At 38.5% G+C, this 25,129-nt stretch carries 22 protein-coding genes; 4 read left to right on the forward strand and 18 right to left on the reverse strand.

The window, feature by feature from the left end:
- Positions 1-16: 16 nt before the first annotated feature.
- Positions 17-2,689, reverse strand: coding sequence for a DNA mismatch repair protein MutS (gene mutS / locus BM012_RS00380; RefSeq protein ID WP_061801651.1), 2,673 nt, complete (start codon positions 2,687-2,689; stop codon positions 17-19).
- A gap of 237 nt (positions 2,690-2,926) precedes the next feature.
- Between mutS and BM012_RS00385 the strand changes: the two genes are divergently transcribed.
- A complete protein-coding gene (locus tag BM012_RS00385) occupies positions 2,927-3,469 on the forward strand; it encodes an outer spore coat protein CotE (RefSeq protein WP_061801652.1) in 543 nt (180 codons plus the stop codon).
- Between the two features lie 147 nt (positions 3,470-3,616).
- Here BM012_RS00385 and BM012_RS00390 read toward each other — a convergent pair whose 3' ends face one another.
- A complete protein-coding gene (locus BM012_RS00390) occupies positions 3,617-4,492 on the reverse strand; it encodes a LysR family transcriptional regulator (protein WP_061801653.1) in 876 nt (291 codons plus the stop codon).
- A 152-nt stretch (positions 4,493-4,644) separates the two neighbouring features.
- Here BM012_RS00390 and BM012_RS00395 point away from each other — a divergent pair, with 152 nt between their 5' ends.
- The gene (locus BM012_RS00395; protein WP_061801654.1) at positions 4,645-4,971 is read left to right on the forward strand and encodes a GlpM family protein; all 327 of its coding nucleotides are present in this window, start codon (positions 4,645-4,647) and stop codon (positions 4,969-4,971) included.
- Between the two features lie 305 nt (positions 4,972-5,276).
- On the opposite strand, the gene BM012_RS00400 is transcribed toward BM012_RS00395, so the two are convergent.
- Positions 5,277-6,782, reverse strand: coding sequence for a DHA2 family efflux MFS transporter permease subunit (locus BM012_RS00400; protein WP_082802454.1), 1,506 nt, complete (start codon positions 6,780-6,782; stop codon positions 5,277-5,279).
- 223 nt (positions 6,783-7,005) lie between these two features.
- On the opposite strand from BM012_RS00400, the gene BM012_RS00405 reads away from it, so the two are divergent.
- Complete coding sequence (locus tag BM012_RS00405) at positions 7,006-7,596, forward strand: TetR/AcrR family transcriptional regulator (RefSeq protein WP_061801656.1); 591 nt, start codon at positions 7,006-7,008, stop codon at positions 7,594-7,596.
- A gap of 164 nt (positions 7,597-7,760) precedes the next feature.
- On the opposite strand, the gene BM012_RS00410 is transcribed toward BM012_RS00405, so the two are convergent.
- From BM012_RS00410 to BM012_RS00435, 6 genes are all read right to left on the reverse strand, one after another.
- Positions 7,761-8,090 (reverse strand): hypothetical protein, encoded by a 330-nt coding sequence (locus tag BM012_RS00410; RefSeq protein ID WP_019391898.1) that lies wholly within the window; start codon positions 8,088-8,090, stop codon positions 7,761-7,763.
- A 143-nt stretch (positions 8,091-8,233) separates the two neighbouring features.
- Complete coding sequence (locus tag BM012_RS00415; protein WP_061801657.1) at positions 8,234-9,043, reverse strand: VLRF1 family aeRF1-type release factor; 810 nt, start codon at positions 9,041-9,043, stop codon at positions 8,234-8,236.
- Between the two features lie 133 nt (positions 9,044-9,176).
- Complete coding sequence (locus BM012_RS00420; RefSeq protein ID WP_061801658.1) at positions 9,177-10,610, reverse strand: GntP family permease; 1,434 nt, start codon at positions 10,608-10,610, stop codon at positions 9,177-9,179.
- 76 nt (positions 10,611-10,686) lie between these two features.
- Positions 10,687-11,778, reverse strand: coding sequence for a citrate synthase/methylcitrate synthase (locus BM012_RS00425; protein ID WP_061802309.1), 1,092 nt, complete (start codon positions 11,776-11,778; stop codon positions 10,687-10,689).
- A gap of 55 nt (positions 11,779-11,833) precedes the next feature.
- The gene (locus BM012_RS00430) at positions 11,834-12,511 is read right to left on the reverse strand and encodes a 3-oxoacid CoA-transferase subunit B (protein WP_061801659.1); all 678 of its coding nucleotides are present in this window, start codon (positions 12,509-12,511) and stop codon (positions 11,834-11,836) included.
- Positions 12,512-13,213, reverse strand: a complete 702-nt coding sequence (locus BM012_RS00435) for a CoA transferase subunit A (protein ID WP_061801660.1) — start codon at positions 13,211-13,213, stop codon at positions 12,512-12,514.
- 213 nt (positions 13,214-13,426) lie between these two features.
- On the opposite strand from BM012_RS00435, the gene BM012_RS00440 reads away from it, so the two are divergent.
- Positions 13,427-14,341 (forward strand): LysR family transcriptional regulator, encoded by a 915-nt coding sequence (locus BM012_RS00440; RefSeq protein ID WP_061801661.1) that lies wholly within the window; start codon positions 13,427-13,429, stop codon positions 14,339-14,341.
- A 14-nt stretch (positions 14,342-14,355) separates the two neighbouring features.
- Here the strand turns inward: BM012_RS00440 and BM012_RS00445 are convergent, their stop codons facing one another.
- The 9 genes from BM012_RS00445 to recA form a co-directional block, all read right to left on the reverse strand.
- A complete protein-coding gene (locus BM012_RS00445; protein ID WP_061801662.1) occupies positions 14,356-15,555 on the reverse strand; it encodes a NupC/NupG family nucleoside CNT transporter in 1,200 nt (399 codons plus the stop codon).
- A 235-nt stretch (positions 15,556-15,790) separates the two neighbouring features.
- Positions 15,791-17,194, reverse strand: a complete 1,404-nt coding sequence (locus BM012_RS00450; protein ID WP_061801663.1) for a branched-chain amino acid transporter BcaP — start codon at positions 17,192-17,194, stop codon at positions 15,791-15,793.
- A 280-nt stretch (positions 17,195-17,474) separates the two neighbouring features.
- Entirely contained in the window at positions 17,475-17,903 is a 429-nt protein-coding gene (locus tag BM012_RS00455) for a YlbF/YmcA family competence regulator (protein ID WP_040056629.1), read from the reverse strand.
- Between the two features lies 1 nt (position 17,904).
- A complete protein-coding gene (gene miaB / locus BM012_RS00460; protein WP_061801664.1) occupies positions 17,905-19,449 on the reverse strand; it encodes a tRNA (N6-isopentenyl adenosine(37)-C2)-methylthiotransferase MiaB in 1,545 nt (514 codons plus the stop codon).
- 179 nt (positions 19,450-19,628) lie between these two features.
- Positions 19,629-20,552: a dipeptidase gene (locus BM012_RS00465; protein ID WP_061801665.1), complete on the reverse strand. Its 924-nt coding sequence runs from the start codon at positions 20,550-20,552 to the stop codon at positions 19,629-19,631.
- A 109-nt stretch (positions 20,553-20,661) separates the two neighbouring features.
- Positions 20,662-20,922 (reverse strand): stage V sporulation protein SpoVS, encoded by a 261-nt coding sequence (gene spoVS / locus BM012_RS00470; protein ID WP_010193268.1) that lies wholly within the window; start codon positions 20,920-20,922, stop codon positions 20,662-20,664.
- A 176-nt stretch (positions 20,923-21,098) separates the two neighbouring features.
- A complete protein-coding gene (locus BM012_RS00475) occupies positions 21,099-21,893 on the reverse strand; it encodes a TIGR00282 family metallophosphoesterase (protein ID WP_061801666.1) in 795 nt (264 codons plus the stop codon).
- A 92-nt stretch (positions 21,894-21,985) separates the two neighbouring features.
- Positions 21,986-23,545, reverse strand: a complete 1,560-nt coding sequence (rny, locus tag BM012_RS00480; protein WP_061801667.1) for a ribonuclease Y — start codon at positions 23,543-23,545, stop codon at positions 21,986-21,988.
- 469 nt (positions 23,546-24,014) lie between these two features.
- Positions 24,015-25,052 carry a recombinase RecA gene (gene recA, locus BM012_RS00485; RefSeq protein WP_061801668.1) on the reverse strand — a complete coding sequence of 346 codons (1,038 nt, stop codon included), beginning with the start codon at positions 25,050-25,052 and terminating at the stop codon, positions 24,015-24,017.
- Positions 25,053-25,129 lie beyond the last annotated feature (77 nt).

Raw genomic sequence — 25,129 nt, forward strand, 5'->3', positions numbered from 1 at the left:
GAGGAAAAGCCCTCTCTTATTTTTTCTTCAGCTGCTTTTGCAGACTATATACCGTATTTAGCGCCTGAAGCGGCGTCATTTCTAGAATATCAAGGTCTTTTAGCTTTCTCAAAATATCTTGCTCTTTTTTCGAAAGTTTTTCTTCTGGCGCACTTGCTTTTTCTTCTTGGAAAAATGAAAGCTGTGACACTTCTTCTTTAATTTCTTCTTGAATTTCTTCTATTTCTACTTCTTCTCTTCCTGCACTCACTTCTTTATGTGCAGGTTGTGTATCTTCTATGCTTTTTACTGGTGCTTTTGGAACTTCAAAGCTGCCTTCTTCAAGATCTTTTAAAATAACTCGAGCTCTGTCTAACAATGGTGCTGGAAGTTCAGCAAGCTCAGCAACGTGAATGCCATAACTTTGATCAGCAGCTCCGTCTTTGATTTTATGAAGGAAAACAACTTTTCCGTCCTGTTCAATTGCGCTTACATGTACATTATAAAGCTTTTTCAGTTCGTCTTCTAGAACTGTGAGCTCGTGGTAGTGTGTTGAAAACAGCGTTGTCGCGCCAATATATTCGTGAATATATTCAACAATCGCTTGAGCGAGCGCCATTCCGTCATATGTAGACGTTCCGCGCCCAATTTCATCAAGCAAAATCAAGCTGTTTTGCGTTGCATTTACGAGCGCATTGCGAGCTTCAAGCATCTCCACCATAAATGTACTTTGACCTGAGATTAAGTCATCTGCTGCCCCAATTCTTGTGAACACTTGGTCAAAGATTGGTAATACTGCTTTATTCGCTGGTACAAAGCAGCCAATTTGAGCCAAAATAGATGTCAACGCGATTTGACGCATATACGTACTTTTACCAGACATGTTTGGTCCTGTAATAAGTAAAATAGAGCGGTCATCAGACATATTGCAGCTGTTTGGTACATATTCTTGAGAGTTCATCACTTTTTCGACAACAGGATGACGACCATTTTCAAGCTCTAATGATTGCGAATCAGAAAATGATGGCTGTACATAATGACGTTCTTCACTCACCTTCGCAAAAGCTTGTAAAACATCAAGTTCACTCAGCGCTTTCGCAAGCTTTTGCAAGCGTGGAATATATTCCTTTACACGCTCACGAATCTCAAGAAACAGCGTATATTCCAGTTCAACGCTCTTCTCCTGCGCTTCTAGAATTAATGTTTCTTTTTCTTTTAGTTCAGGTGTAATAAAGCGCTCTGCATTTGTTAATGTTTGTTTGCGCTCGTACTGCCCTTCTTTTAAAAGATGCAGATTTGCACGCGTTACTTCAATATAATAACCAAAAACGCGGTTATAGCCGATTTTTAGCGACTTGATGCCTGTTTTTTCACGCTCTCTTCGTTCAAGCGCTGCAATCCATGACTTTCCGTTTTTGCTTGCATCTCGGTACTGATCAAGATCAGCGTTGTAACCGTCACAAATAATATCTCCGTCTTTAATGGAAAGAGGCGGTTGCTCGACAATGCTTTCTTCGAGCAGAGAAGCTAAATCTTCACAGCGATCTAAGCCGTTTAACAGCTCTTCTGCATATGGCTGATCAAGGCGTTTTATCACCTCTTCAATTGCTGGAACGTTGTTTAACGATTTTTTTAGCTGCACGAGATCCCGAGCATTAACGTTTCCAAAGGCAACTCGTCCTGCTAAACGTTCAAGATCGTAAACGTCTTTTAGCAAATCACGAAGTTCTTCTTTTTCGAAAAACTGTTCTATAAGCGTTGCAACCATTGTATGACGGCGCTCAATGTCTGCTTTTTTTAGAAGCGGTCTGTCAATCCACTGTTTTAATAAGCGCCCTCCCATTGCTGTTACTGTTTCATCTAAAAGCCATAGAAGTGAACCTTTCTTACCTTTAGAACGAATTGTCTCTGTTAGCTCTAAGTTGCGCTTAGAGTAAAAGTCAATTTTCATAAACTGATCAATTTGGTAAAAGAGTGGACGCTGTAAGTGATCAAGTGATCTATTTTGTGTTTTACGCAAGTAGTGGAAAAGACGTGCGCTCGTTTTTACAAGCTTGTCTTGTTGAAGGTGTGATGTTAGTTTCTCGATTTCTTCGTCTGATTCTGTGTCTTCCCAGTAGGAAATCGTCATTGTCATACTTTCTTTCAGACGTGCTAAAACACTGCCTGAAAAGCTTTCAGACACGACAATTTCACGAACCATTCTCGTATAAAGTTCACCAACAACCGCATCAACATCTTTTGATAAAAGAGTGACATAGCTTTCACCTGTTGATAAATCTGCAAACGAAAGACCAAACGTCCCGTCCTCAAATTCTGTTAAGCTTCCAATATAATTGTTTTCTTTCTCACGCAATCCGCTCTCATTCATAAGCGTTCCTGGTGAAATCACTTGTACCACTTCTCGTTTTACAACGCCTTTAGCTGTTTTAGGATCTTCCACTTGTTCACAAATAGCTACTTTATAGCCTTTTTCAATAAGTCTTTCAATATAGCCGTTTGCAGAATGATATGGAATACCACACATTGGAATGCGTTCGCTTCCGCCTCCATCGCGGCTTGTTAACGTAATTTCAAGTTCACGAGACGCAGTGAGCGCGTCATTGAAGAACATTTCATAAAAATCTCCAAGTCGAAAAAATAAAAAGGCATCTTCATGCTCTGCCTTGATTTTCAAATATTGCTGTATCATTGGCGTATACCCTGCCATTGTTATCCCCACATTTCATCTCTTCATTTATTATTATCAAGCCGTATTATAACATAAAAAGCTGAACTTTTTAAAAAGGTATAAACTCCCTAGAATCTATAGAAAGAGACATAACGTTACTTTGTCCCTGCATACAATCTCATGTAGTGCTTTTTTGCTTTTTCTAAAAAAGTTAGCAAAAGCGCTTCATACAGCGCATAAGCTAGAATGAAAATAGTTGAGGAGGGTTCGCTGAATATGGCAAACTACAGAGAGATTATTACAAAAGCTGTTACAGGCAAAGGCCGCAAGTTTACGCAATCATCTCATACGTTAACACCACCGAATAGACCTACAAGTATTCTCGGTTGCTGGGTTATCAATCACCAATATAAAGCAATTAAACGTGGAAACCTGGTAGAAGTTGATGGAACATATGATATTAACACATGGTACTCTTATGATGACAATACAAAAACAGAAGTTGTTACAGAAGAAACGTCGTATAAAGATACAATTCGTCTTCGCTACCGAGATGCTGAACAAATTAATGATGGAGAGTACGATGTAATTGTGCGCGTACTTCAACAGCCAAACTGCCTTGAAGCAACAATCTCAGCAAAAGGCAATAAAGTGCTTGTCCAAGTAGAAAGAGAGCTGTTAGCTGAAGTTGTTGGAGAAACAAAGCTCGTGGTTGCCGTGAACCCGGACGGCCTTGAAGATGACGACTTTGATTTAGATGTTGATGATGAAGAGTTTGAAGATTTAGATCCAGATTTCATCCTAGGTGATGAAGAGTAAAAGGCAAAAAAAGAGCCCGCACATTGCGAGCTCTTTTTTTATTAAGGGGAAATTTTTAGTTCCTTAAACACGAGACATCTAAACAAAGCGGTCAAAAAAGTAAAGATAATGTTTTAGATAATTTGAATCCAGTCTCTTTGTCTTTTGCTAGCTATTTTTCTTCATCCATTCATGAATAAAATAAACTATTTTATTTACAGATGGTGTTTGGGCACACCTCTTTGTATTCATTAAAATTCCAATTTGTCTAAAAACCTTGTTCTTTAATGGTTTAATGACTATATCTGTAGAACACCTGCTTAATAGTAAATCCGGAAGGAGACTGATTCCCAAATTACTACGTACCATTGAAATGATGGTTTCATCTCCTCTAATTTGATAAGCAACATTAGGATTGATTTGTTCCTTTTTAAATATATTATGTACTTCAAAGAGGGAATCTGAATATGGAAGAATAAATTCTACGGATTCTATTTCTTCTAGAGAGATGAAGTCCACTTTCGCTAATTCGTGATGTGCATTCATAATGACCATAATGGGATCTTCAAATAAAGCTTGAAACTCCCATTTATGATTATGAACCGTACCAATTCCAAAATCGATTTGATCTTCTTCTAGCCAGTGATCTAGTTCAGATGCATTACCTTCATAGACTTGAATCTCTATAAATGGATATTGCCTTTTAAATTCCTTCAATATGTCAGGCAACCAGTTTGTAGTAATGCTTGTATAGGCTCCTATACGAATTTTCCCTGTTTCTAATCCGTTGATCTGGTTCACCGTTTCTGATAAAGACTTATAGCCTCTCTGAATTTCTCGCATTCCATGTAGTACGGCTAATCCATTTTTAGTAGGTTTAACGCCATTTTTTTGCCTTAACAGTAAAGGAAAACCGTACTCTTCTTCTAGACTATTAATCATTTGGCTAATGTTAGGTTGTGTATAGTTCAATATCTCTGCTGCTTTTGTTAAACTTCCCGTCTCAACAACTGTAATATAAGCAATATATTTTTTTAAACTCATTACTCCTTCTCCATATCATAATTTTTTCTTATATTTATTATCACATATATTTAGTTTACTTATATCTTATAAGAAAATAAAATGAGAAACGTACATCATTTCAAAAATAACAGATTACTCAATTGACGTATGGATGGTAAGGAGAGAATATGATGGGGTATATTTTACAATTTCTTTTAGGTGGAACAATTATGGTCTGTGCCTCCCTTTTAAGCAAATCCAAATATTTATTTTTGTCAGGGATTATCACATTACTGCCTATCATGACATTAGTTAATATTCATTTACAAATGAAAAATATGAATATCATGAATTTTAGAATCACACAAAAAAATGCCATCTTTGGCTCCTTTGGTGCGGTTATATTAATTAGTGTTATTTTTATCTTAACAAATTGGATTAAACCTTTATATGCGGTAATCGGGGCATTTATTATCTATATTTTATACATGCTTGGATGTAAGTATTTTCTATCTTAAAGGTAAAAACTTAAATTTAATGACAACAGTCATATTAGAGGCTATGAGCTTTTTTGCAGCTATCTACCTTACTCCTCTAGATCGTTATGATCCATTATTTAACCGTCGTTATTATATCGTCCCATTAACTATTAGCGTAGTATTTATAGCTATTACATACTTAAATTTAATGAGAATCAGAAAAATATATGTATAATCTCAAAATATGTCGTAAAGAAAGCTCTCCTCATAGAAGGAGAGCTTTTTGTGTAATTTTCATTTCTAACCGTGGATTGCTTCATGTTTATCCAGAAATTCAAATTATGTTAATTTGTGCTTAACTTCTCTGCTACAGCTTTTTCTGAAGGATTGTTAGATTCTACTTCAGAGGCCTGTTTCACTTTTTTAATAAAGAAGGACATTATTAGACCAATAATACCAATCCCAATGATCACAAGATAAGCGTCATTCACCCCTTGTATAGAAGCTTCTGTAATAAGTTCGCTTTCAGTCAAACCTTTAGCAACAACTGTAGGCATCATATCCTGTAGATGTGACTCTGTACGGGTTGTCATCACTGTCACAAGAAGTGAAGTACCAACAGCACCGGCAACTTGACGAATTGTATTGCTTACTGCTGTTCCATGAGCATTTAATTGTTGGGGAAGCTGATTTAGACCAGCAGTTTGTATCGGCATCATCATTAAGGCCATTCCAATACGACGCCCTGTTGACATGAGGATCAAATAGGTATAACTAGTTGAATCCGTTAAGTTGATAAAACCAAGAGTTGTCACAATGGTCACAATCATGCCGATAATAGCTAACCATTTCGCCCCAAAGCGATCGAACAGCTTTCCAGTCACTGGCATAAGGAAGCCCATTACAAGCGCACCTGGAAGAAGAAGAAGACCAGACTCAACGGCTGTGTAACCACGCATATCCTGTAGATATAGTGGAAGTAACATCATATCTGCATACATAATCATCGTAACTGCAATATTAATGATGGTTGTTAAGGAGAACATATTGTATTTGAATACACGCAAGTCAAGCAATGGATTTTGAGATCTTAATTCCTTCCATGAAAAGAGGACAAGAGACAAAATTCCGACCGTCATTGTACTTAGTACTTCTATATGTGACCATCCAAGACTTCCAGCTTGGCTAAACCCATAAAGCAAGGCCCCAAAACCTATTGTAGAAAGAGCAACACTTAAGATATCAAATTTTGTTTTAATTCGATCAGATACATTACGGAGATAAATAAATCCTAATACAATAACAACAACAGCAAACGGAATCATTCCATAAAACATTGTTTCCCATTTGTAGTTTTCAATAATATATCCGGCAATGGTTGGTCCAATTGCTGGGGCAAAAATAACAGCAAGCCCGACCATTCCCATGGCTGCTCCTCTCTTTTCGCGAGGAAAGATCGTCAAAATAACATGTGTAAGCAATGGCATGATGATTCCTGCACCTGCTGCTTGAATCATACGTCCCGTTAACAAGACAGAAAATCCTGGTGCTAAAGCTGAAACAATTGTCCCAGATAGAAAGATGAACATGGAAGCTTGAAAAAGCTCACGTGTTGTAAACCGCTGCATTAAGTAAGCAGTAATAGGAATCAAGACACCATTTATCAACATATAACCTGTTGTTAACCACTGAGCTGTTGTAGCTGAAATGTTGAATTCAACCATTAGTTCAGGAGTAGCGACGCTCATAAGTGTTTGGTTTAAGGTTGCAAGAAAAGCACCTAAAACCATAATAAACATAATAGGTCCTTTTTTTATCGAATCGGAAACTATTTTCGTTTGATTATTCAATCCTATCTTATCCTTTCTCATTTTAAAGTAGACTTTTTTTACAAAGTGTTGAATAATTTACACTGTATAAATTACATTATGAAAAGTAACTATGACAACAGACAATTTTTCAAGAACTGTATATTAGTTATCAGTTCTTTCGCTTTGTGTTAATAAAACCGAGAATAATAGACAGAACTTAGCTAAATGTAAATTTCCATTTAATAGAAAAAGGTGATTATTGATGAAAGACCATTCAAAAACTCGGATAGATCCCCGAGTTATTCGTACACGTCAGTTAATAAAGGATGCTTTAATTGATCTTCTACAGGAGATGGAAGTTAGCAAAATTAGTGTGAATCGACTTGCAGAACGCGCAACAATTAATCGTGTTACGTTTTATCTACATTATCGTGATATTCAGGACATGTTGGAGAAGATGGCACAGGAGATGGTAGAGGATATTGAGGAAATCATGAGTAGTACTGAAAGCTCTCCAGATGACTCTAAAGAAATAGAAGAGTTGAAGCTCCTAGATTTACTAGAGTATATTGCTGACAATGCTAAATTTTATAAAGTCGTTCTTGGTTCTAGACGAACACCGATTTTTACAGAACGTTTGTTAAATACCCTTTCAGATATAATAACAAAGCGAACGGAAAATGCTTCCTTCCTTGCTACTAAAGACATTCCTGTAGATATTGCGATTTGGTACAGTTCTTCAGCTCTAATTGGAACCATTGTAAAATGGTTGCATCGAGATATGCCTTATACACCGCAGTTTCTTGCTAAAAAGTTGTATATGCTTTTTAAATTAAGAATGGATGAAATTTGAATAAAAGTTGGTGAGGCAACAAGTGAATTGAAAATCAATCCTAATATGGATGAGATAAAAAAGGTTTTAGATATTAAAAAAAGAGCTCGCACTTAAGTGCACGAGCTCTTTTCACTGTACTTTGAAACTTCACTTTCCTCCTATTTTAGAAGCAAGGTTTCTCATTATGAAGATTTGTCATGAAGCTTGCGCTGACCAGTTTCACTATGTCCTGTTGGCTTAATAATTAAGCAAATAATGAAAGCAATAAGGGCTGCAACACCTAGAGGAATCACAAAGTATAAATAGGTTCCTCCTCCTTGGCTTAATGTCTCATTGTTTGAATAAAAGCGAATTGTAATAATAGCGGAGCCTATCAAGCAAACCCCTGGTAACAGCAAGCGTGAAAAGAACATCTTAAATGGGTTTAGTCGTGCTAGAATATATGAAACAACAATCAAAATAATCCCGCTAACAATTCCTGAAATTAAAAAAGTAAGTGCTGATCCACTCATGGCGCCTCCTCCTTTATCTTTTCGTCGTTTTATTTCTTTTAAAAATCTAGTTAGACAAGTGCTATGGTTATCTATTCCACCGTTCTATCAAAGTGAAACTTTTTAAGACATAAATAAATAAAGGAGGGAACTTCCCTCCTTTTTTAAGACGTTTTTAAAAGCTCTTGAACGACTTTATTTTCTTCTTCATTCAGTAAGTTTTTCTCAATCATCTCATCTATTTTCTTGTTCATATTTCCTTCAATTGTTTTTGCAATCTCCTTATCTCCTACAAGAAGAATGGAAGTCCATTTATTGTCTGCAGCAATTTTGTCGAGTTTGCTTCCCATGCTCTTCCAGAAACGTTTGTGGTTGGCGGTAACACGCTCTTGAAACTCGTCCTTCTGGCTCGCTATATTGGCTCCTCCACCCATGTTTATATCTGCTTTTGAAGGTCCTTCATGTAGACGCCAATCATCTATATCAAGATCATAGTGATAATGCTTGACTCCTTGAACTTTAGAAAGCTTTGTATCAATAATTTTCACTTCTATTTGCTGAAGCAGTACAATTCCTGTATTTGGGTATGTTTCATAAAGACGCTGAAGCGGCTCTAGGACAGGATATTCTTCCCAATAAAAGTTTGTTTCGACAGGAATCTGAAGAGACAGAACCTCCCAAATTTCACTGTCGCATGATGCAAAAATCACAAAACTGCGCGGCATTTTCCGTTCCTGATCTCTTATATATCCTTCTACTTTCTCACGAAGAGCACACACTCTTTTTTGCTCTTCTTCATCACTTCTTTTCATGTACTCTTCTAGTCTTTTAAATCCTGTTTTAAGCGCTATTTTATATTCGCCACCTTGCTGGTCTTGATCACGCCGATCTGTGTTAATATACAGCGTGAGGATTTTGTCTGGTGCCTGAGTTTTCACGTGCTCTAGCTTATTAAAAACCTTGTTTAGACTCATCTATCAAAAAACCTCCTTTAATTCAAGACTTAGTATATATATTGCTTTTTTATTAGATAGCTAAACGTAAAAAAAGGAAATCTTAGCGTGAGAAAAGCCCTGATTTTACTCACACTAAATTTCCCTTTTTCATTTAAACTAGACCTGTTAGCATATAAACCGCAATAATTAAGAACGCAGCAAGTGTTTTAATAACTGTAATCACAAAAATGTCTCCATATGACTGTTTGTGTGTCATTCCTGTTACAGCCAAAAGCGTAATAATCGCTCCGTTGTGTGGAAGAGTATCCATCCCGCCGGAAGCCATTGAGATAACTCTGTGCATAACTTCTAAATCAATATTAGCAGCTTGGGCAACTTGATAATATTTCTCCCCCATAACGCCAAGAACAATACTCATCCCACCTGAGGCGGAGCCTGTAACCCCTGCTAAAACGTTTGTTGTTACAGCGCTGTTTACAAGCGGATTTGTGAATGCTTGTGAAATGCCGTCACGGATAACTAAAAAGCCAGGAAGAGCAGCAATAACAGCCCCAAATCCATATTCAGAAGCTGTGTTCATTACAGCTAAAAGCGAGCCGCTAATTCCTTCTGTAAGGCCTTTTTTCATATTTTGGACAACAGGCGTCCAGTTTAGCGCAATTGTTGCAATAATCCCAAGCGCTAAAGCAATTTCTACTGACCAAATGCCGGTTACTTTTGATAAATCTACTTCGTTATAAGTAGGAAGTCCAATTTTTGAGAAGTCAAAACCCCCGCTATACCATTTTGGAATCATTTCCGTAAAAAACTTGTTCGATACTCCAACAAGGACAAGAGGTAAAAAAGCTAAAATCTTCTTTGCCGTTGTAACAGACTCAACACTTACTTTGCTTTCTTCTTTTGCAAGCTCAGAAGATGCTGCAAGCTGCTCTTCTGTCAGAGACCCTGAATAGCCCTCTCCACGCTTTGCAGCTTGCTTGCGGCGCCATTCAAGATAAAATAGAGTTGTGAACAAAACGAAAGCGGTTCCAATAAACCCTAAAATAGGAGCAGCATAAATATCTGTTTTGAAGAAGGTTGTTGGAATAACGTTTTGAATTTGCGGTGTTCCAGGGAGCGCGTCCATTGTAAATGTAACGGCTCCAAGCGCAATTGCCGCTGGCAGAAGGCGCTTCGGAATATTCGCTTCTCTGAACATGTTGTTTGCAAATGGATAAACAGCAAACACAACTACAAACAAGCTAACGCCGCTGTAAGTAAGAATAGCTCCAAGAAGAACTGTTGCTAAAATGGCTCGCTTTGCTCCAACAAGACTTATAATCGTTTGAGCAATAATGCGCGCAAGCCCAGACATTTCAACTACTTTTCCAAATACGGCTCCAAGTAAGAATACAGGAAAATACTGCTTAATAAAGTCCACCATCTTGACCATAAATACTTCACTAAAAAACGGGAGCACGTAAGTTGGGTTTGTTAAGGCTACTGCTAAAAGAGCAGCAATAGGAGCAAATAAAATAACGCTATACCCCTTATAAGCCATAAACATGAGCAACCCGAGTGAAAATAGAATGATAACGACATCCATCTCTTTCCCTCCAATACTTTAGAATCTATTATATGAGAGCCGGCAGAGAACACCTCTGCCGGCTCTTTTCACCCTTTTAAACTGGAACAGGTCCTTTATAAACAGACTGTGGTCGATAAATTCTATTTGATGCCGACTGTTCGAGAATATGTGCTGTCCATCCAACAAATCGGCTTGCTGTAAACGTTGGAGTAAAAAGAGAAGAATGTAGGTCAATGGACTTCATAACAGCTGCTGCAAAGTATTCAACATTTGTGTAAATACCGCGTCCTGGCTTATATTCCTCTAAAAGAGCAATCGTTGTTTTTTCAACTTCAAGCACAAGATCAAACCAGTTATTTTTACTTGCAACGCTTTGAAGAACTGTTTTCAAAGCTTCAGAACGAGGATCTCTTGTTCTGTAGACGCGGTGACCAAATCCCATAATTTTTTCACCTTTATCTAAGCGTGCTCTCACCCATGGTTCAATTTCTTCTTTGCTTGAAATTTCGTCAAGCATTGAAATAACGCCAGAAGGAGCTCCGCCGTGAAGCGGTCCTTTCATTGCACCAATAGCTGCGCAAAGAGCTGAAACCATATCAGACTCTGTTGATGTAACAACCCGACTTGAGAACGTTGAGGCATTCATCCCATGCTCAATTGTAAGGATAAAGTAAGCGCTCAATGCTTTAACAAGGTCCTCACGCGGCTTTTCTCCTTTAATCATATAAAGATAGTTCGCTACATGATCAAGTTCGTTGTTCGGATTGATGATTGATAAGTTGTTTTGCTTGCGATACCAGTACGCAATAATTGTTGGCGTAATGGCCGTTAGCTTCACTGCCTGATCAATTTTTGGAGGCCACGCATAGTCTTTTGTGCCAAGCGCTGAAATACACGTTCTTAGCACGCTCATAATCTCCGTTTCTTTTGGTAATACTCGTAAAATATTTAAAACGTAATCTGGAATACTTCGATTCTCTTTTAACGCCTTTTTAAATTCGTGCAACTCTTTTTCATTTGGAAGTGCGTCATTCCAAACAAGGTAAGCTACCTCTTCAAACGAGTAGTTTACAGCTAAATCCTTAGCCATATAGCCTCTGTAGATCAGTTTGCCATTTTCTCCATCAACATGACCAACATATGTTTCAGCTGCTACTACGCCTTCTAATCCCTTTGAATAACTCATGCTTTCATCCCCCTTATATATCAACAAAAGAACTTCCCCATAAAATTCTCTTGTTTTAATAAGCATCAAGTTTTACATCATCACTAACTGTTAAGCGGCCTTCTGTGGAATTCACAACCTCTTCAACTGTGTAGCCTTTTGCTACTTCAACGAGTAAAAGCCCAGAGTCTACAACATCAATAACGGCTCTTTCTGTGATAATGCGATCTACAACGCCTTCCCCTGTTAACGGTAGCTCACATTGAGACAAAATTTTTGATTCACCGGCTTTATTGACGTGATCCATAATAACAATTGTTTTACGGGCACCGTGCACAAGATCCATTGCACCTCCCATGCCTTTAATCATTTTCCCTGGAATCATCCAGTTAGCAAGATCTCCTGTTTCAGATACTTCCATACCTCCTAGAATCGCTACGTCAATATGACCACCGCGAATCATGGCAAACGATTCAGCGCTGTTAAAATAAGAAGAACCTGGTATAGCTGTAACCGTTTCTTTACCCGCATTAATCAAATCTGCGTCAACTTCTTCTTCTAAAGGATATGGGCCAATACCTAAAAGGCCGTTTTCAGACTGAAGCACAACTTGTTTGTTATCGCTAATATAATTCGCTACGAGCGTTGGCATACCAATTCCCAGGTTTACATAAGAGCCATCTGCAATTTCTTTTTCAGCGCGTCTCGCAATTTTCTCACGGACTGCTTTTTTATCTTGAATTCCTTTGCTCATTTAGTTCACCCCCGCTTCGCGTTTTGTTAAGCGTTCAATGCGTTTTTCTTGCTTGCCTTGGATAAGTCCTTGAACATAAATGCTCGGTGTATGAATAAAGTTTGGATTTAAAGAGCCCACTTCGCTTAATTTCTCAACTTCAGCAATGGTAACTTTCCCTGCTGCTGCCATTATTGGACTAAAATTTTGAGCTGTTTTGTTATACACAAGATTTCCCCACTTGTCGCCTTGCTCTGCTCTGACTAAAGTAAAATCTGCTGTGAGAGCTTCTTCAAGCACGTACTTTTTGCCGTTAAACTCACGTATTTCTTTTCCTTCTGCAATTGGAGTACCAACGCCAGCTGGTGTGAAGAAAGCTGGAATACCTGCCCCACCTGCCCGAATCTTTTCAGCAAGCGTTCCTTGCGGCGTTAACTCTACTTCAAGCTCTCCTTGAAGAACTTGCCGCTCAAATTCTTTGTTTTCTCCAACATATGAACTAATCATCTTTTTAATTTGTTTATTTTTTAAAAGAACTCCAAGACCATAGTCATCAACACCACAGTTATTTGAAATAACGGTCAAATCTTTCGCTCCTGTTTCAGCAAGAGCTAATATTAGATTTTCTGGAATACCACATAATCCAAATCCGCCCACCATCAGAGTGTCTCCATCTTTGATGTCAGAAACGGCTTCTATAAAGGATGAGTAAATCGTTTTCATCGCAATCGTTCCTTTCTATAATCTTTTCATATTCAACATTTTGGTAGCGCATACATATTTATTTTTTATGGCAGAGAACTCTCAACTTCTTCTTTGTCCAATATAGGAAATTTTACCTTTCCTTATGTAAGAGTTTACAATTTTCTGATTAATAAGTAAAATAAATAAATGGAATGAATAGTATGAAAATAAAGAATAGAGAGGATGATGGCCGTGGATATCCGCCAGCTGGAATACTTTGTAGCGGTTGCTGAGCAGGAAAGTTTCACAAAAGCTGCTGCAAACGTACACCTTTCACAGCCTGCTTTAAGTAAAATTGTCAAAAATCTTGAAGAAGAGCTCAAAGTCGAGCTTTTTGATCGCTCAACCCGCAAGCTTAAACTTACAGATGCAGGAGAAATTGTCTATCAAGAAGCGCTCAAACTAACAGCTTCCCTCACAGATTTAACGCTTCGTCTTGATAACCTCATGAATTCCCCAACAGGCACAATCCGCATCGGTATTCCTCCTTTGATTGGCACTCTTTTCTTTCCATCAATCGCAAGGAGCTTTCATAACCAATATCCGAAGATTTCACTTGAACTTGTCGAATTTGGAGCGAAAAAACTTGTCGAATTTGTAGAAGAAGAGAAAGTGGATATTGCCATCATTGTGTTGCCTGTGAACAATCCGAAATTTGAAGTCTATCCTTTTATCCAAGAAGAGTTTGCTTTCTTTTGTGCTAAAACACACAAATTTGCTAATAGAACATCTCTCTCTGTAAAGGAACTATCAGAAGAAAAATTTATTTTGTTCAGCAAACAGTTTACGCTTCATGACCGCATCATATGGGAATGTGTGAATGCAGGTTTCACACCAAGTGTTCCATATGAAAGCTCACAGTGGGATTTAATTAGCGAACTTGTGGCAGAAGAGTTTGGAATTGCCATTCTTCCGCAGTCTATCTACAGTAAGATGAATCATGACAAAATCACGATGGTTCCACTTGTTCACCCCACTCCGCTATGGGAACTTGGTTTTGCTGTAAAAAAGAACAGCTACATTTCGTTTGCTAATCGAAAGCTCATTGATTTTCTTGTAAGTTATTCGGAAGATCATAAGCTTATCAAAAAAAACCAGCCCACATAAAGTGGGCTGATTTTTTAATGTACAAATAAACCAACAACCATTGCTGTAAGACAAGAAACAAGAATACCTGCTAAAAGTAAACGCCATGTATATTTCGCAACATATGCTGATTTTTCAGAACCAAATAAAGCTTGTACGCTTCCTAGAATGATTCCGATTGTTGAGAAGTTACAGAATGACACAAGGAACGTTGAAATAACGGCTTGTGAATGCGGTTTTAATGTACCTAATACGTCTTTTAAGTTTGTCATTGCTACAAATTCGTTTGTTGCTAGTTTCTCTCCCATAAAGCGAGCGATTTTCAATGCTTCCGTCCATTCTACTCCCATTAAGAAAGCAAGTGGAGCAAAGATGAGTGAGAATAAATATTCAAGTGTAAGACTATCATTGAAAATACCTAAAATTCCGTTGATGCAGGCAATAAGAGCTGTAAAACCAACGAGCATTGCTGCGATGATTAACGCCATCTTTCCACCTGTTAGCATACTAGTTGAGATCACATCAAAGAAGTTTTTGCGCTCTGCTTTTGAAGGCTTGTACACAACGTCTTCTTCTTTTGAAACCGTATATGGTACAATTAGGGATGACATGATAAGAGCACCCAGCGCGTTAAGCGGGATTGCAGTTAATACATATTTCGGATCAAGAAGCGTCATATACGCTCCAAGAACACTTGCACTAACACAAGACATTCCCATCATACACATAGATAGGAGACGCTTGTCACTCATTTTGCTAATTTGGTCACGTGTAACAGCAAGCGCTTCATTGTTGCCCAAGAACATAACTTGTGCAGCGAAAAAGCTTTCAAAACGAGGCGTTCCTGTTAGCTTAGATAGAATCCAACCAATAACATTAATAAGAAGTGGCATAATTCCGAAATACGTTAGAATATCGAAAAATGCAACAATAAAGATAATAGGAAGCAATACACCAATAAAGAACATTGTTCCCGAGCCATCTTGTGGCACAAGATCAGGCACAATGAAAGCTACGCCTTCTAGAGCGGAGTCAATAAGGAAAACGAAGAAAGCTGCGACTCCTTTAATGATTGTTCCTCCAATTGTTGTTGTAAGCATAAGCCATGTTACGATGAACTGTAATACAACCATAACGGCAATTGGCCATAGTTTAATCTTTTTACGATCAAGGGAACTAACGTAAGCAAGTGCAAGTACAACTAAAATCCCAATGATGTTAATAAGAACATACATGTTTTTCACTCCTACCTATTTCCTAACGCTGAGACGCGCTATATTTCACATACCCTCTAATAGTAACTAATATCGATTAATTTCGCCATACTAAATTCGTGATATTTCAACTTTTTTCTCTTAATTAGTCTTAATTAGCTATTCTTATTCTTCCATTCTTTCTTAATATGTTTTTTATTCCTTTTTTTATGAATAAAAAAAGAAGAGGAAACGCTCTCCTCTTCTTTTTTGTGTCTTATTTTTCATTTAACTTTGAATTACGGCGTGAATATGCAAAGTAAATGACAACTCCGATTGCAAGCCAGATTAAGAAACGAATGAACGTTTGAGATCCAAGCTGAGAAATTAAGAATCCGCAGAATAGGATAGCTAAAATTGGCACTAAAGGAACAGCAGGGCAGCGGAATCCTCTTGGCATATCTGGACGTGTTTTGCGTAATACAAGAACAGCGATAGAAATTAGGATAAAGGCTGCTAACGTTCCGATATTTACAAGTTTTGCAAGTTCGTCAAGCGGAATAAGAGCACCAACTAAAGCAGCAACTGTTCCAAAAAACCAAGTTCCGAAAAATGGTGTTTTATATTTCGGATGAACTTTAGATAATTTGGCTGGCATAAGGCCATCTCTTGACATGGAGAACATAACGCGCGTTTGACCATAAAGCATAACAAGCATAACGGTTGTCATTCCAAGAACAGCTCCAACGTCGATAATCCCTGCTACCCAGTTTTGTCCTGACATTTGCAGCACAAGTGAGATAGGATGATCAATTGCACCTTCAAATTTCATAAACGGTACAACGCCTGTCATAATCGCTGTTACGATAACGTAAAGGATTGTACAAACGAAAAGTGACGCCATAATGCCGCGTGGTAAGTTTTTCTTTGGGTTCTTTGTTTCTTCTGCTGCAGATGCTACAGCATCAAATCCGATAAAAGCAAAGAAAACAAGTGCTGCTGCTTGGAAAATACCGCTAAAACCAAATGGCGCAAATGGCGTCCAGTTTGATGGTTTTACATAGAAGCAAGCAACTGCGATAAATAAGATAACAACTAATACTTTTAGGATTACCATAATGTTGTTAACACGTTTTGATTCTTTTACACCAAGTGAAATTAACAAAGTAATTGCCATAATGATAATAAAAGCAGGAAGATTAAAAAATGTTGTTGCTCCTTCAACAGAGCCAGGTGCTGCTGTTAAAGCAGTCGGTAAATCAATCCCAATTCCACTTAAAAATGATTGAAAGTAGCCTGACCAACCAACAGAAACGGCACTAACCGCAAGCAAATATTCCAAAATTAAGTCCCAACCAATAATAAAGGCTAAAAATTCCCCTAATGTTGCATAAGTGTATGTGTATACAGACCCTGATACAGGCACTGTTGACGCAAATTCTGCATATGCTAAAGCAGCAAACAAACATGCAAGTCCCGCAATAACGAACGAAAGCATAAGTCCTGGTCCTGCTGTAAGAGCTCCTGTTCCTGTTAAAACAAAAATTCCTGTTCCAATAATAGCTCCGATTCCAAGCATCGTAAGGTCAAATGCGCCAAGCTCACGCTTTAATCCTTTTCCACTACTCGATGCAGCAATCATATCTTCTATATTCTTTTTTCTTGCTAAACCATTGCTCATCTTTTTTCCCCCTTCTGTTCTCTACAAATGATGAATTCTAATTATTCTATATTTTCTGTAAATTCTGACTCCTTTCGTTTCACCTATCCAAATGGATAGGTCTGAGTAGATTTTAAAATATTTTTTGGGAAAAGTCTATAATTTTCTGAAAAATACTTTTTAAGATTATCTCTTTTTCACATCTTTTTCTCTATTTTTGTAAGATACTCTTACACATTTTTTGATTCTTTTTGACAAAAACAAAGGACTCAAGACCTATAAAGGCTTGAGTCCTTCTATTTTAATGACACGTTCCTTTTGAAGATTTCACTTGTGAACCTGTTTCACCACTAAGTAAATTGCCGTCTGTAGAAATAATGATTTCGTCTGTTACCTTTTTAGAAATCGTTGTCGCAACAAGTTGAAGAAGATCGTTTACATCTCCTTGAGAATCTTTAAACTGCTGAATGATCGGCAAGTTATCAAGTTCTTCTTGAAGTGCATCAATTTTAGCTTCTGTTTTGCGCAATGCTTCTGTTTTTCCGTAGTGCTGGAAATTGACAGCCTGCTTTTGAAGTTGCTTAATTTCGTTAATGGTAAGACGAACTTTCTCATTTTCATTGAGTTTCGCTTCCGCTCGCTTGAAAAAATCTACTTCTTCCGTTTCGGAAATCATTCCAGCAAGCTCGCGCGCACGCAAAAGAATGTCTTCTTTTGAATACTTTTTCATCTTATTTCACCTCAACAATCTCCTCTGCCATCACACCGTCAAGAGACCAAGTTTTAGCTTTTGTAATTTCTACTTTTACAATGCTACCAATCGCTGACTTTGGTCCTTTAAAGTTAACAAGCTTACTTTTCTCTGTGTAACCAGCCAGAATTTCAGGGTTATTTTTACTTTCCCCTTCTACTAATACTTCGACAACCTTGCCTTCATATTCCTTCATTTTTGCTGCAGAAGTTTCATTTACAAGCGCATTTAGACGCTGCAAACGCTCCTTTTTCACACGCATTGGTACGTTATCTTTCATTTTCGCTGCTGGAGTGCCTTCACGTGGTGAGTAGATAAATGTATAAGCACTATCAAAGCCTACTTCACGATAAAGAGACATTGTTTCTTCAAACTGCTCGTCTGTTTCATTTGGGAAACCAACAATAATGTCTGTTGTAAGCGATGCGTTTGGCATTGCTTCTTTAATTTTGCGAACAAGCTCCAAATAGCGTTCGCGGTCGTATTTACGTGCCATTAATTTCAGTACGGCACTGCTTCCAGACTGTACAGGAAGGTGAATATGATCTAAGAGGTTGCCGCCTTTGCCAAGTACTTCGATTAAATAGTCATCAAAGTCACGTGGATGACTTGTTGTAAAACGGATACGTGGGATATCAATTTTGCGAAGCTCATCCATCAAATGTCCTAAGCCGTATGTGATATCTTCAAAGTCTTTTCCATATGCATTTACATTTTGACCAAGAAGCGTAATTTCTTTATACCCTTGAGCTGCTAACTGACGTACTTCTGCAATAATTTCTTCTGGACGACGACTGCGCTCTTTTCCTCGCGTATATGGCACAATACAGTACGTACAGAACTTATCACAGCCGTACATGATGTTTACCCAACCTTTAATTTGGCCTTTGCGCACGCGTGGAAGATTTTCAATTACGTCCCCTTCTTTCGACCATACTTCGACAACCATTGCTTTTGACATATATGCTTCTTTTAAAAGCTGTGGAAGGCGGTGAATATTGTGCGTTCCGAAAATAAGGTCCATGTGTGGGAACGTTTTTAGAATTTTATTTACAACAGATTCTTCTTGTGACATACAGCCACAAACGCCAAGAATAAGATCTGGGTTTTGGCGCTTCAGATGCTTCAAGTGACCGATCTCACCGAACACTTTGTTTTCTGCGTTTTCACGAATTGCACAGGTGTTCAGCAAAATAACATCTGCATCTCCTTGTTCTTCTGTTGGCTCATAGCCTAAAGCCATGAAAATCCCAGCCATTACTTCTGTATCATGTTCGTTCATTTGACAGCCGTACGTGCGGATGTAAAATTTACGTCCCTCACCCATGCCTCTAAATTCTTCTTCAATTTTAAAGTCGTTCTCATATTTAATTTCTTCTTTTCCGCGTTTTTTTGCATCTTTTAAAGATGGCGGAGCATAAACAGATTCAAAGTATTTTGCAAAGTCTGCCGACGTTTTTTCCTTTACGGATTTTTTGTCCGCTGGCGTCGCTTGTTTTCCTTCAAGACGTTGTTGTTCGTTCATACGTATTCTCCTTTCAAGATAAAGCACGCATCCCTTATAGACACGCGAAAAAGAGAGGCTTCCCTCTCTTTTAAGAAACATGAAAAAATGGTTAAATTCCTAACATGCTATTAAAAAAGATACCATATTTCATAGGTGTTTACAAAATTTCTTTCTTAGAAAGGACATTTTCCGTTTGCCTAATGGGGAAGATGATCGAAGAAATTTTGATACAAAAAGCGATGAACATGTTCTTCTTTATAATAACGTAAAAGCGTATTTGCGAGATGATCATACTTTCCTGCTCTGCTGAGGCCTTCTACCGTTTCATCAATACCGTCAAAGTCAGAACCAAATCCAACGTTCCGTTCTCCTCCTAAACTGCACACATAATCAAGATGACGGAGCACATCGCTTACTGTTGCCCTCCCTCCTTGGCGCAAAAAATCGGGAACAAACGTGATGCCGATCATACTGTTTTTTGAAATAAGTGCTCTAATTTGACTATCATCTAAATTTCGCGGATGTTTGCAAAGCGAATAGGCATTAGAATGGGAAGCAATGGGATATGAAGAAAGCTCCATCACGTCCCAAAATCCTTTTTTAGAAAGATGTGATACGTCTGTCCATACTTTGTTTTCGTCAAGAAGATTTACAATACGGTGACCAAATGATGATAAACCTGCCCCACGCTCTTCTAGAACGCCATCTGCAACGGCATTTGAATGGTTCCACGTTAAGCCAACAGAAGAAACGCCAAGCCTCAGCAATGTTTTTAGATGTGTTTCTTCCCTTCCAATCGCATCACATCCTTCAAGCGTTAGCATTGCTCCTATTTCGCCTTCTTTTAAAGCTTCAATATCCCGCTTGTTTCGCACCATTTTCATCCTTTCATGAGTCAAAACTCGCTCATGAAAGATTTCGACCATCTTAAGAGCTATTGTGAAGCGAGCAGAGGGCGCGACTCGCTCAGGGATGTAAATCGCAAAAAGCTGCACTTTTACTCCACCTTGCCTCAGCTCTTTTACTGTAACGTGCAGACTTTTTTCATCTTGGAAAAAAGAAATTTTTTCGTCGCTCCAGAGTTTTAATAAAGCATCGCAATGTGCGTCAAAAACGAGCATCTTATCACTTCCTTTTTCAACTAGAATAACCTGTTGAATATTCAACAGGTTATTTTATATTCCATTATCTATGTTATGGAATGAACGTTTATGAAAAAAATCCATTGTTTTAGCGAGGTTCCACAATAAGCTTAATGGCTGTCCGTTCTTCGCCATCGATTAGAATATCAGTGAATGCCGGAATACAGATGAGATCAACGCCACTTGGTGCTACAAATCCTCTCGCGATCGCCACAGCTTTTACGGCTTGATTGAGCGCTCCTGCACCAATTGCTTGAATCTCGGCTCCGCCTCGTTCACGCAAAACGCCAGCAAGTGCTCCTGCCACTGAGTTTGGATTTGATTTTGCTGATACTTTTAAGATTTCCATCTTTGAATCCTCCTCATCTTTTACAGTGTATATTGAAGGTTTAGTAGAAAAACTTTAATTTCATTGATACTATATTCACGGTAGCGCATACATATTCCTGCCTATTTCTTTATTTTTTCTAAAAATTTCGAAAACAGTTAATGTAAAAAAGCCACAGAAATTCTGCGACTCTTCTTCTATACGAAAAATGGATGATCATCGTTAATTAAAATGCGCTCAATCTTTTTCGCTTTACCTGTTTTATCTTCAATATCAATCAGAACCGCGCTAAGCTGTTTGCGACCTTCCTCTACTTCAAAGCGAACTGGTAAAGCTGTTTGAAAACGGCGTAGAACAGCTTCACGGCTCATTCCTAAAATCCCGTCATATGGACCTGTCATTCCAACATCTGAAATATAGGCCGTTCCTTTTGGAAGAACACGGTTATCTGCTGTTTGAACGTGTGTATGTGTGCCAACAACAGCTGAAACACGACCATCTACGTACCAACCAAGCGCTTGCTTTTCACTTGTTGCTTCTCCATGAAAATCAACAAAAATAAGGGACGTACGCTTGCGAGCTTCTTCGATAAGTTCATCGATTTTTTTAAATGGACAATCAATTGGAGGCAAGAACGTGCGACCTTGCAAGTTAATAACCGCGACTTCTGTATTTCGATATGGATAGAAAACAAGCCCTTTTCCTGGCGTTCCTTCTGGAAAGTTTGCAGGACGAACAAGCTGTTTTGCATTGTCAATGAAATCAAAAATCTCGCGCTTGTCCCATGCATGGTTTCCTAGTGTAACAACGTGTGCTCCGCTATTTAGAAAGCCTCGGTAAATTTTCTCTGTAATTCCTTTACCATGTGCAGCATTTTCTCCGTTTACAATCATAATATTTGGAGAAAACTTTTGCTTTAAGCGTGGCAAATAGTCTTCTATCATTTCTCTTCCTGGAGAGCCTACAACATCTCCGACAAATAAAATCTTCATAATTAAATCCCTTCTACGTTCAAATTCTCATTTTAAGCTGATAGAAATAAGATAGTCTCGGAAACGATGTTTCCGAGACTATCTGGCGTTATTTATTTTGCATATTCAACGGCTCTTGTTTCACGAATAACTGTGACTTTAATGTGGCCAGGGTAATCGAGCTCCTCTTCAATTCGTTTGCGAATATCTCGAGCTAAACGATGCGCCTGTAGGTCATCAATCGTATCTGGTTTCACCATGATTCGAACTTCACGACCTGCTTGAATTGCAAATGATTTTTCGACGCCTTCGTAACCTTCTGAAATCTCTTCAAGTCTTTCTAAGCGACGAATATAGTTTTCAAGCGTTTCACTTCTTGCTCCAGGGCGTGCAGCCGAAAGCGCATCAGCAGCTGCTACAAGCACAGCGATAATGGATGTTGGTTCAGCGTCACCGTGGTGAGAAGCGATGGCATTAATGACAACAGGGTGCTCTTTATATTTCGTTGCGAGCTCAACCCCAATCTCAACGTGGCTTCCTTCTACTTCATGGTCAATTGCTTTTCCGATATCATGAAGCAACCCTGCACGGCGTGCAAGAACGGCATCTTCCCCAAGCTCTGCTGCCATAAGACCTGCGAGGAAAGCCACTTCCATCGAGTGTTTTAAGACGTTTTGACCGTAACTTGTACGGAACTTCAAACGTCCTAAAATTTTAATTAAATCTGGATGGAGTCCGTGAACACCAACTTCAAATGTTGTTTGTTCCCCAACTTCTCGAATGTACTCATCAACCTCACGACGAGATTTTTCGACCATTTCTTCAATACGTGCTGGATGGATACGTCCATCTTGAACAAGTTTATCAAGTGCAATTCTTGCTGTTTCACGACGAATAGGATCAAAACCTGATAAAATGACTGCTTCTGGTGTATCATCAATAATAAGATCAATACCTGTTAATGTTTCTAGTGTTCGAATGTTTCGGCCTTCACGTCCGATAATTCGTCCTTTCATTTCGTCGTTTGGCAAGTTAACAACTGATACCGTTGTTTCAGCAACGTGGTCTGCTGCACATCTTTGGAGAGCAAGCGACAGGATTTCTTTTGCTTTCTTGTCCGCTTCTTCTTTTGCTCGATGTTCACTTTCTTTAATCATCACGGCCGCATCATGTGAGAGTTCATTCTCTACGCGGTCAAGAATAATTTGCTTCGCTTCTTCACGCGTTAAGCCTGAAATTCGTTCAAGCTCTGTTTGGTGAGCGGCTAGCATTTCTTCCGCTTTGCTTTCCATTTCTTCTATTTGTTGTTGTCTCTGTGTAAGAGAATGTTCTTTCCCTTCAAGTGCCGTTTCACGCTTATCTAGCGTTTCGTCTTTTCGGTCAAGGTTCTCTTCTTTTTGCATTAAGCGATTATCTTGTTTTTGAAGCTCTGTTCGGCGAGTTCGAATTTCTTGCTCAGCTTCTGTACGAAGCTTGTGAATTTCGTCTTTCGCTTCTAGCAATGCTTCTTTTTTCAAGGATTCTGCTTCGCGTTTTCCTTCGTCCACAATCTGTTCCGCAGCGCTTTTCGCGCCTGCGATCTTCGCCTCTGCAATAGATCTGCGAATAAAATACCCAACAACAATACCGACGATTAAGGTAAGCAAAGCGGAGATGATTGTAATAGTTTCCATCCTTTTCACCTCCTCTTGCTATAAGTAAATTGTCTTGTCGGCATGTACATTTTTCATGTTTCCATATACATACAAAGGCTTGTAAAAAAAGCCGTCGCTATAAAAAAAGCGACCCGATTTTTGAGTCTTATATCAAAGCAAGCCGAACGGTAAGCAAAGCTTTTGACTCATGTTAACACATGCTCATTGAGCACGTGTCCGTTCTCCTATTCCATTGTAACATCAATTCGCTTTTTTACATAGCAACTGATTCATTACATTAATATAAGATATACATATTAATTGTAAAGGTGGCAAAATTTATTGTCAAGCCTTCCAATTTGTTCAAATTCTTTTCTTTGAAGGGATGAGAGTAATTTTCCACCTAGTTCCATTTTCTCCATTACTCTCACTTTTTATGCTTAAAAGCTTTTCTACTCTATGTATATCAATATTTTATTATAAAAAAAAGGCTGAAAAAATCAGCCTTTTATTCTGGAACTTCTACTTTTTCTTGCTCTTCTGCCTGTGGTACTATCTCTTCATCTAAACCATGATGAAGACGAATCTGATTACGAATCTCAGCAGCAATCTCTTTATTTTCTTTCAAGAACTGTTTCGCATTCTCGCGACCTTGGCCAACACGTTCTCCCTTGTATGAATACCAAGCACCGCTCTTTTGGACAATATCAAGATCAGAGCCGATATCTACTAGCTCGCCTTCTTTTGAAACACCTTCTCCATACATAATATCTACTTCAGCTGTACGGAATGGTGGCGCTACTTTATTTTTTACAACTTTAACTCTTGTTTTATTTCCGACAACCTCGTTACCTTGTTTAAGCTGTTCTGCACGACGAATTTCAAGACGAACAGAAGAATAGAATTTAAGCGCGCGTCCACCAGGAGTTGTTTCTGGGTTACCGAACATTACGCCCACTTTTTCACGAATTTGGTTGATGAACAAAGCAATTGTGTTAGACTTGTTGATTGCACCTGAAAGCTTACGAAGAGCTTGTGACATAAGACGTGCTTGTAAACCAACGTGTGAGTCACCCATTTCCCCTTCAATCTCTGCTTTTGGTACAAGAGCTGCAACAGAGTCGACAACAACAATATCAACAGCACCGCTTCGTACAAGAGCTTCTGCGATTTCTAACGCTTGCTCACCTGTATCTGGCTGTGATAAAAGAAGTTCATCTACTTTTACACCTAGGTTTCTTGCATAAACTGGATCAAGAGCATGCTCTGCATCGATAAATGCTGCTTGTCCACCTTGTGCTTGCACTTCTGCAATTGCATGTAGCGCAAACGTTGTTTTACCAGAGCTCTCTGGGCCGTATACTTCTACAATACGTCCGCGTGGATATCCACCTATTCCAAGCGCAACATCCAGCGTAAGTGATCCACTTGGAACGCTGGAAATCTTACGTTCAGTGTCTTCTCCTAATTTCATAATAGAACCTTTACCAAACTGTTTCTCAATTTGCTTTAAAGCCATATCTAATGCAGCTTGACGATCGCTCAATTGATTTCCTCCTTTAGCGCTTTAAACGCACAATGTATTAAAACTATTGCTAGTATAATAGTCTGTTTTAAAAGCAA

The sequence above is a fragment of the Priestia endophytica DSM 13796 genome, from assembly GCF_900115845.1.
Lineage (GTDB): Bacteria > Bacillota > Bacilli > Bacillales > Bacillaceae_H > Bacillus_I > Bacillus_I endophytica.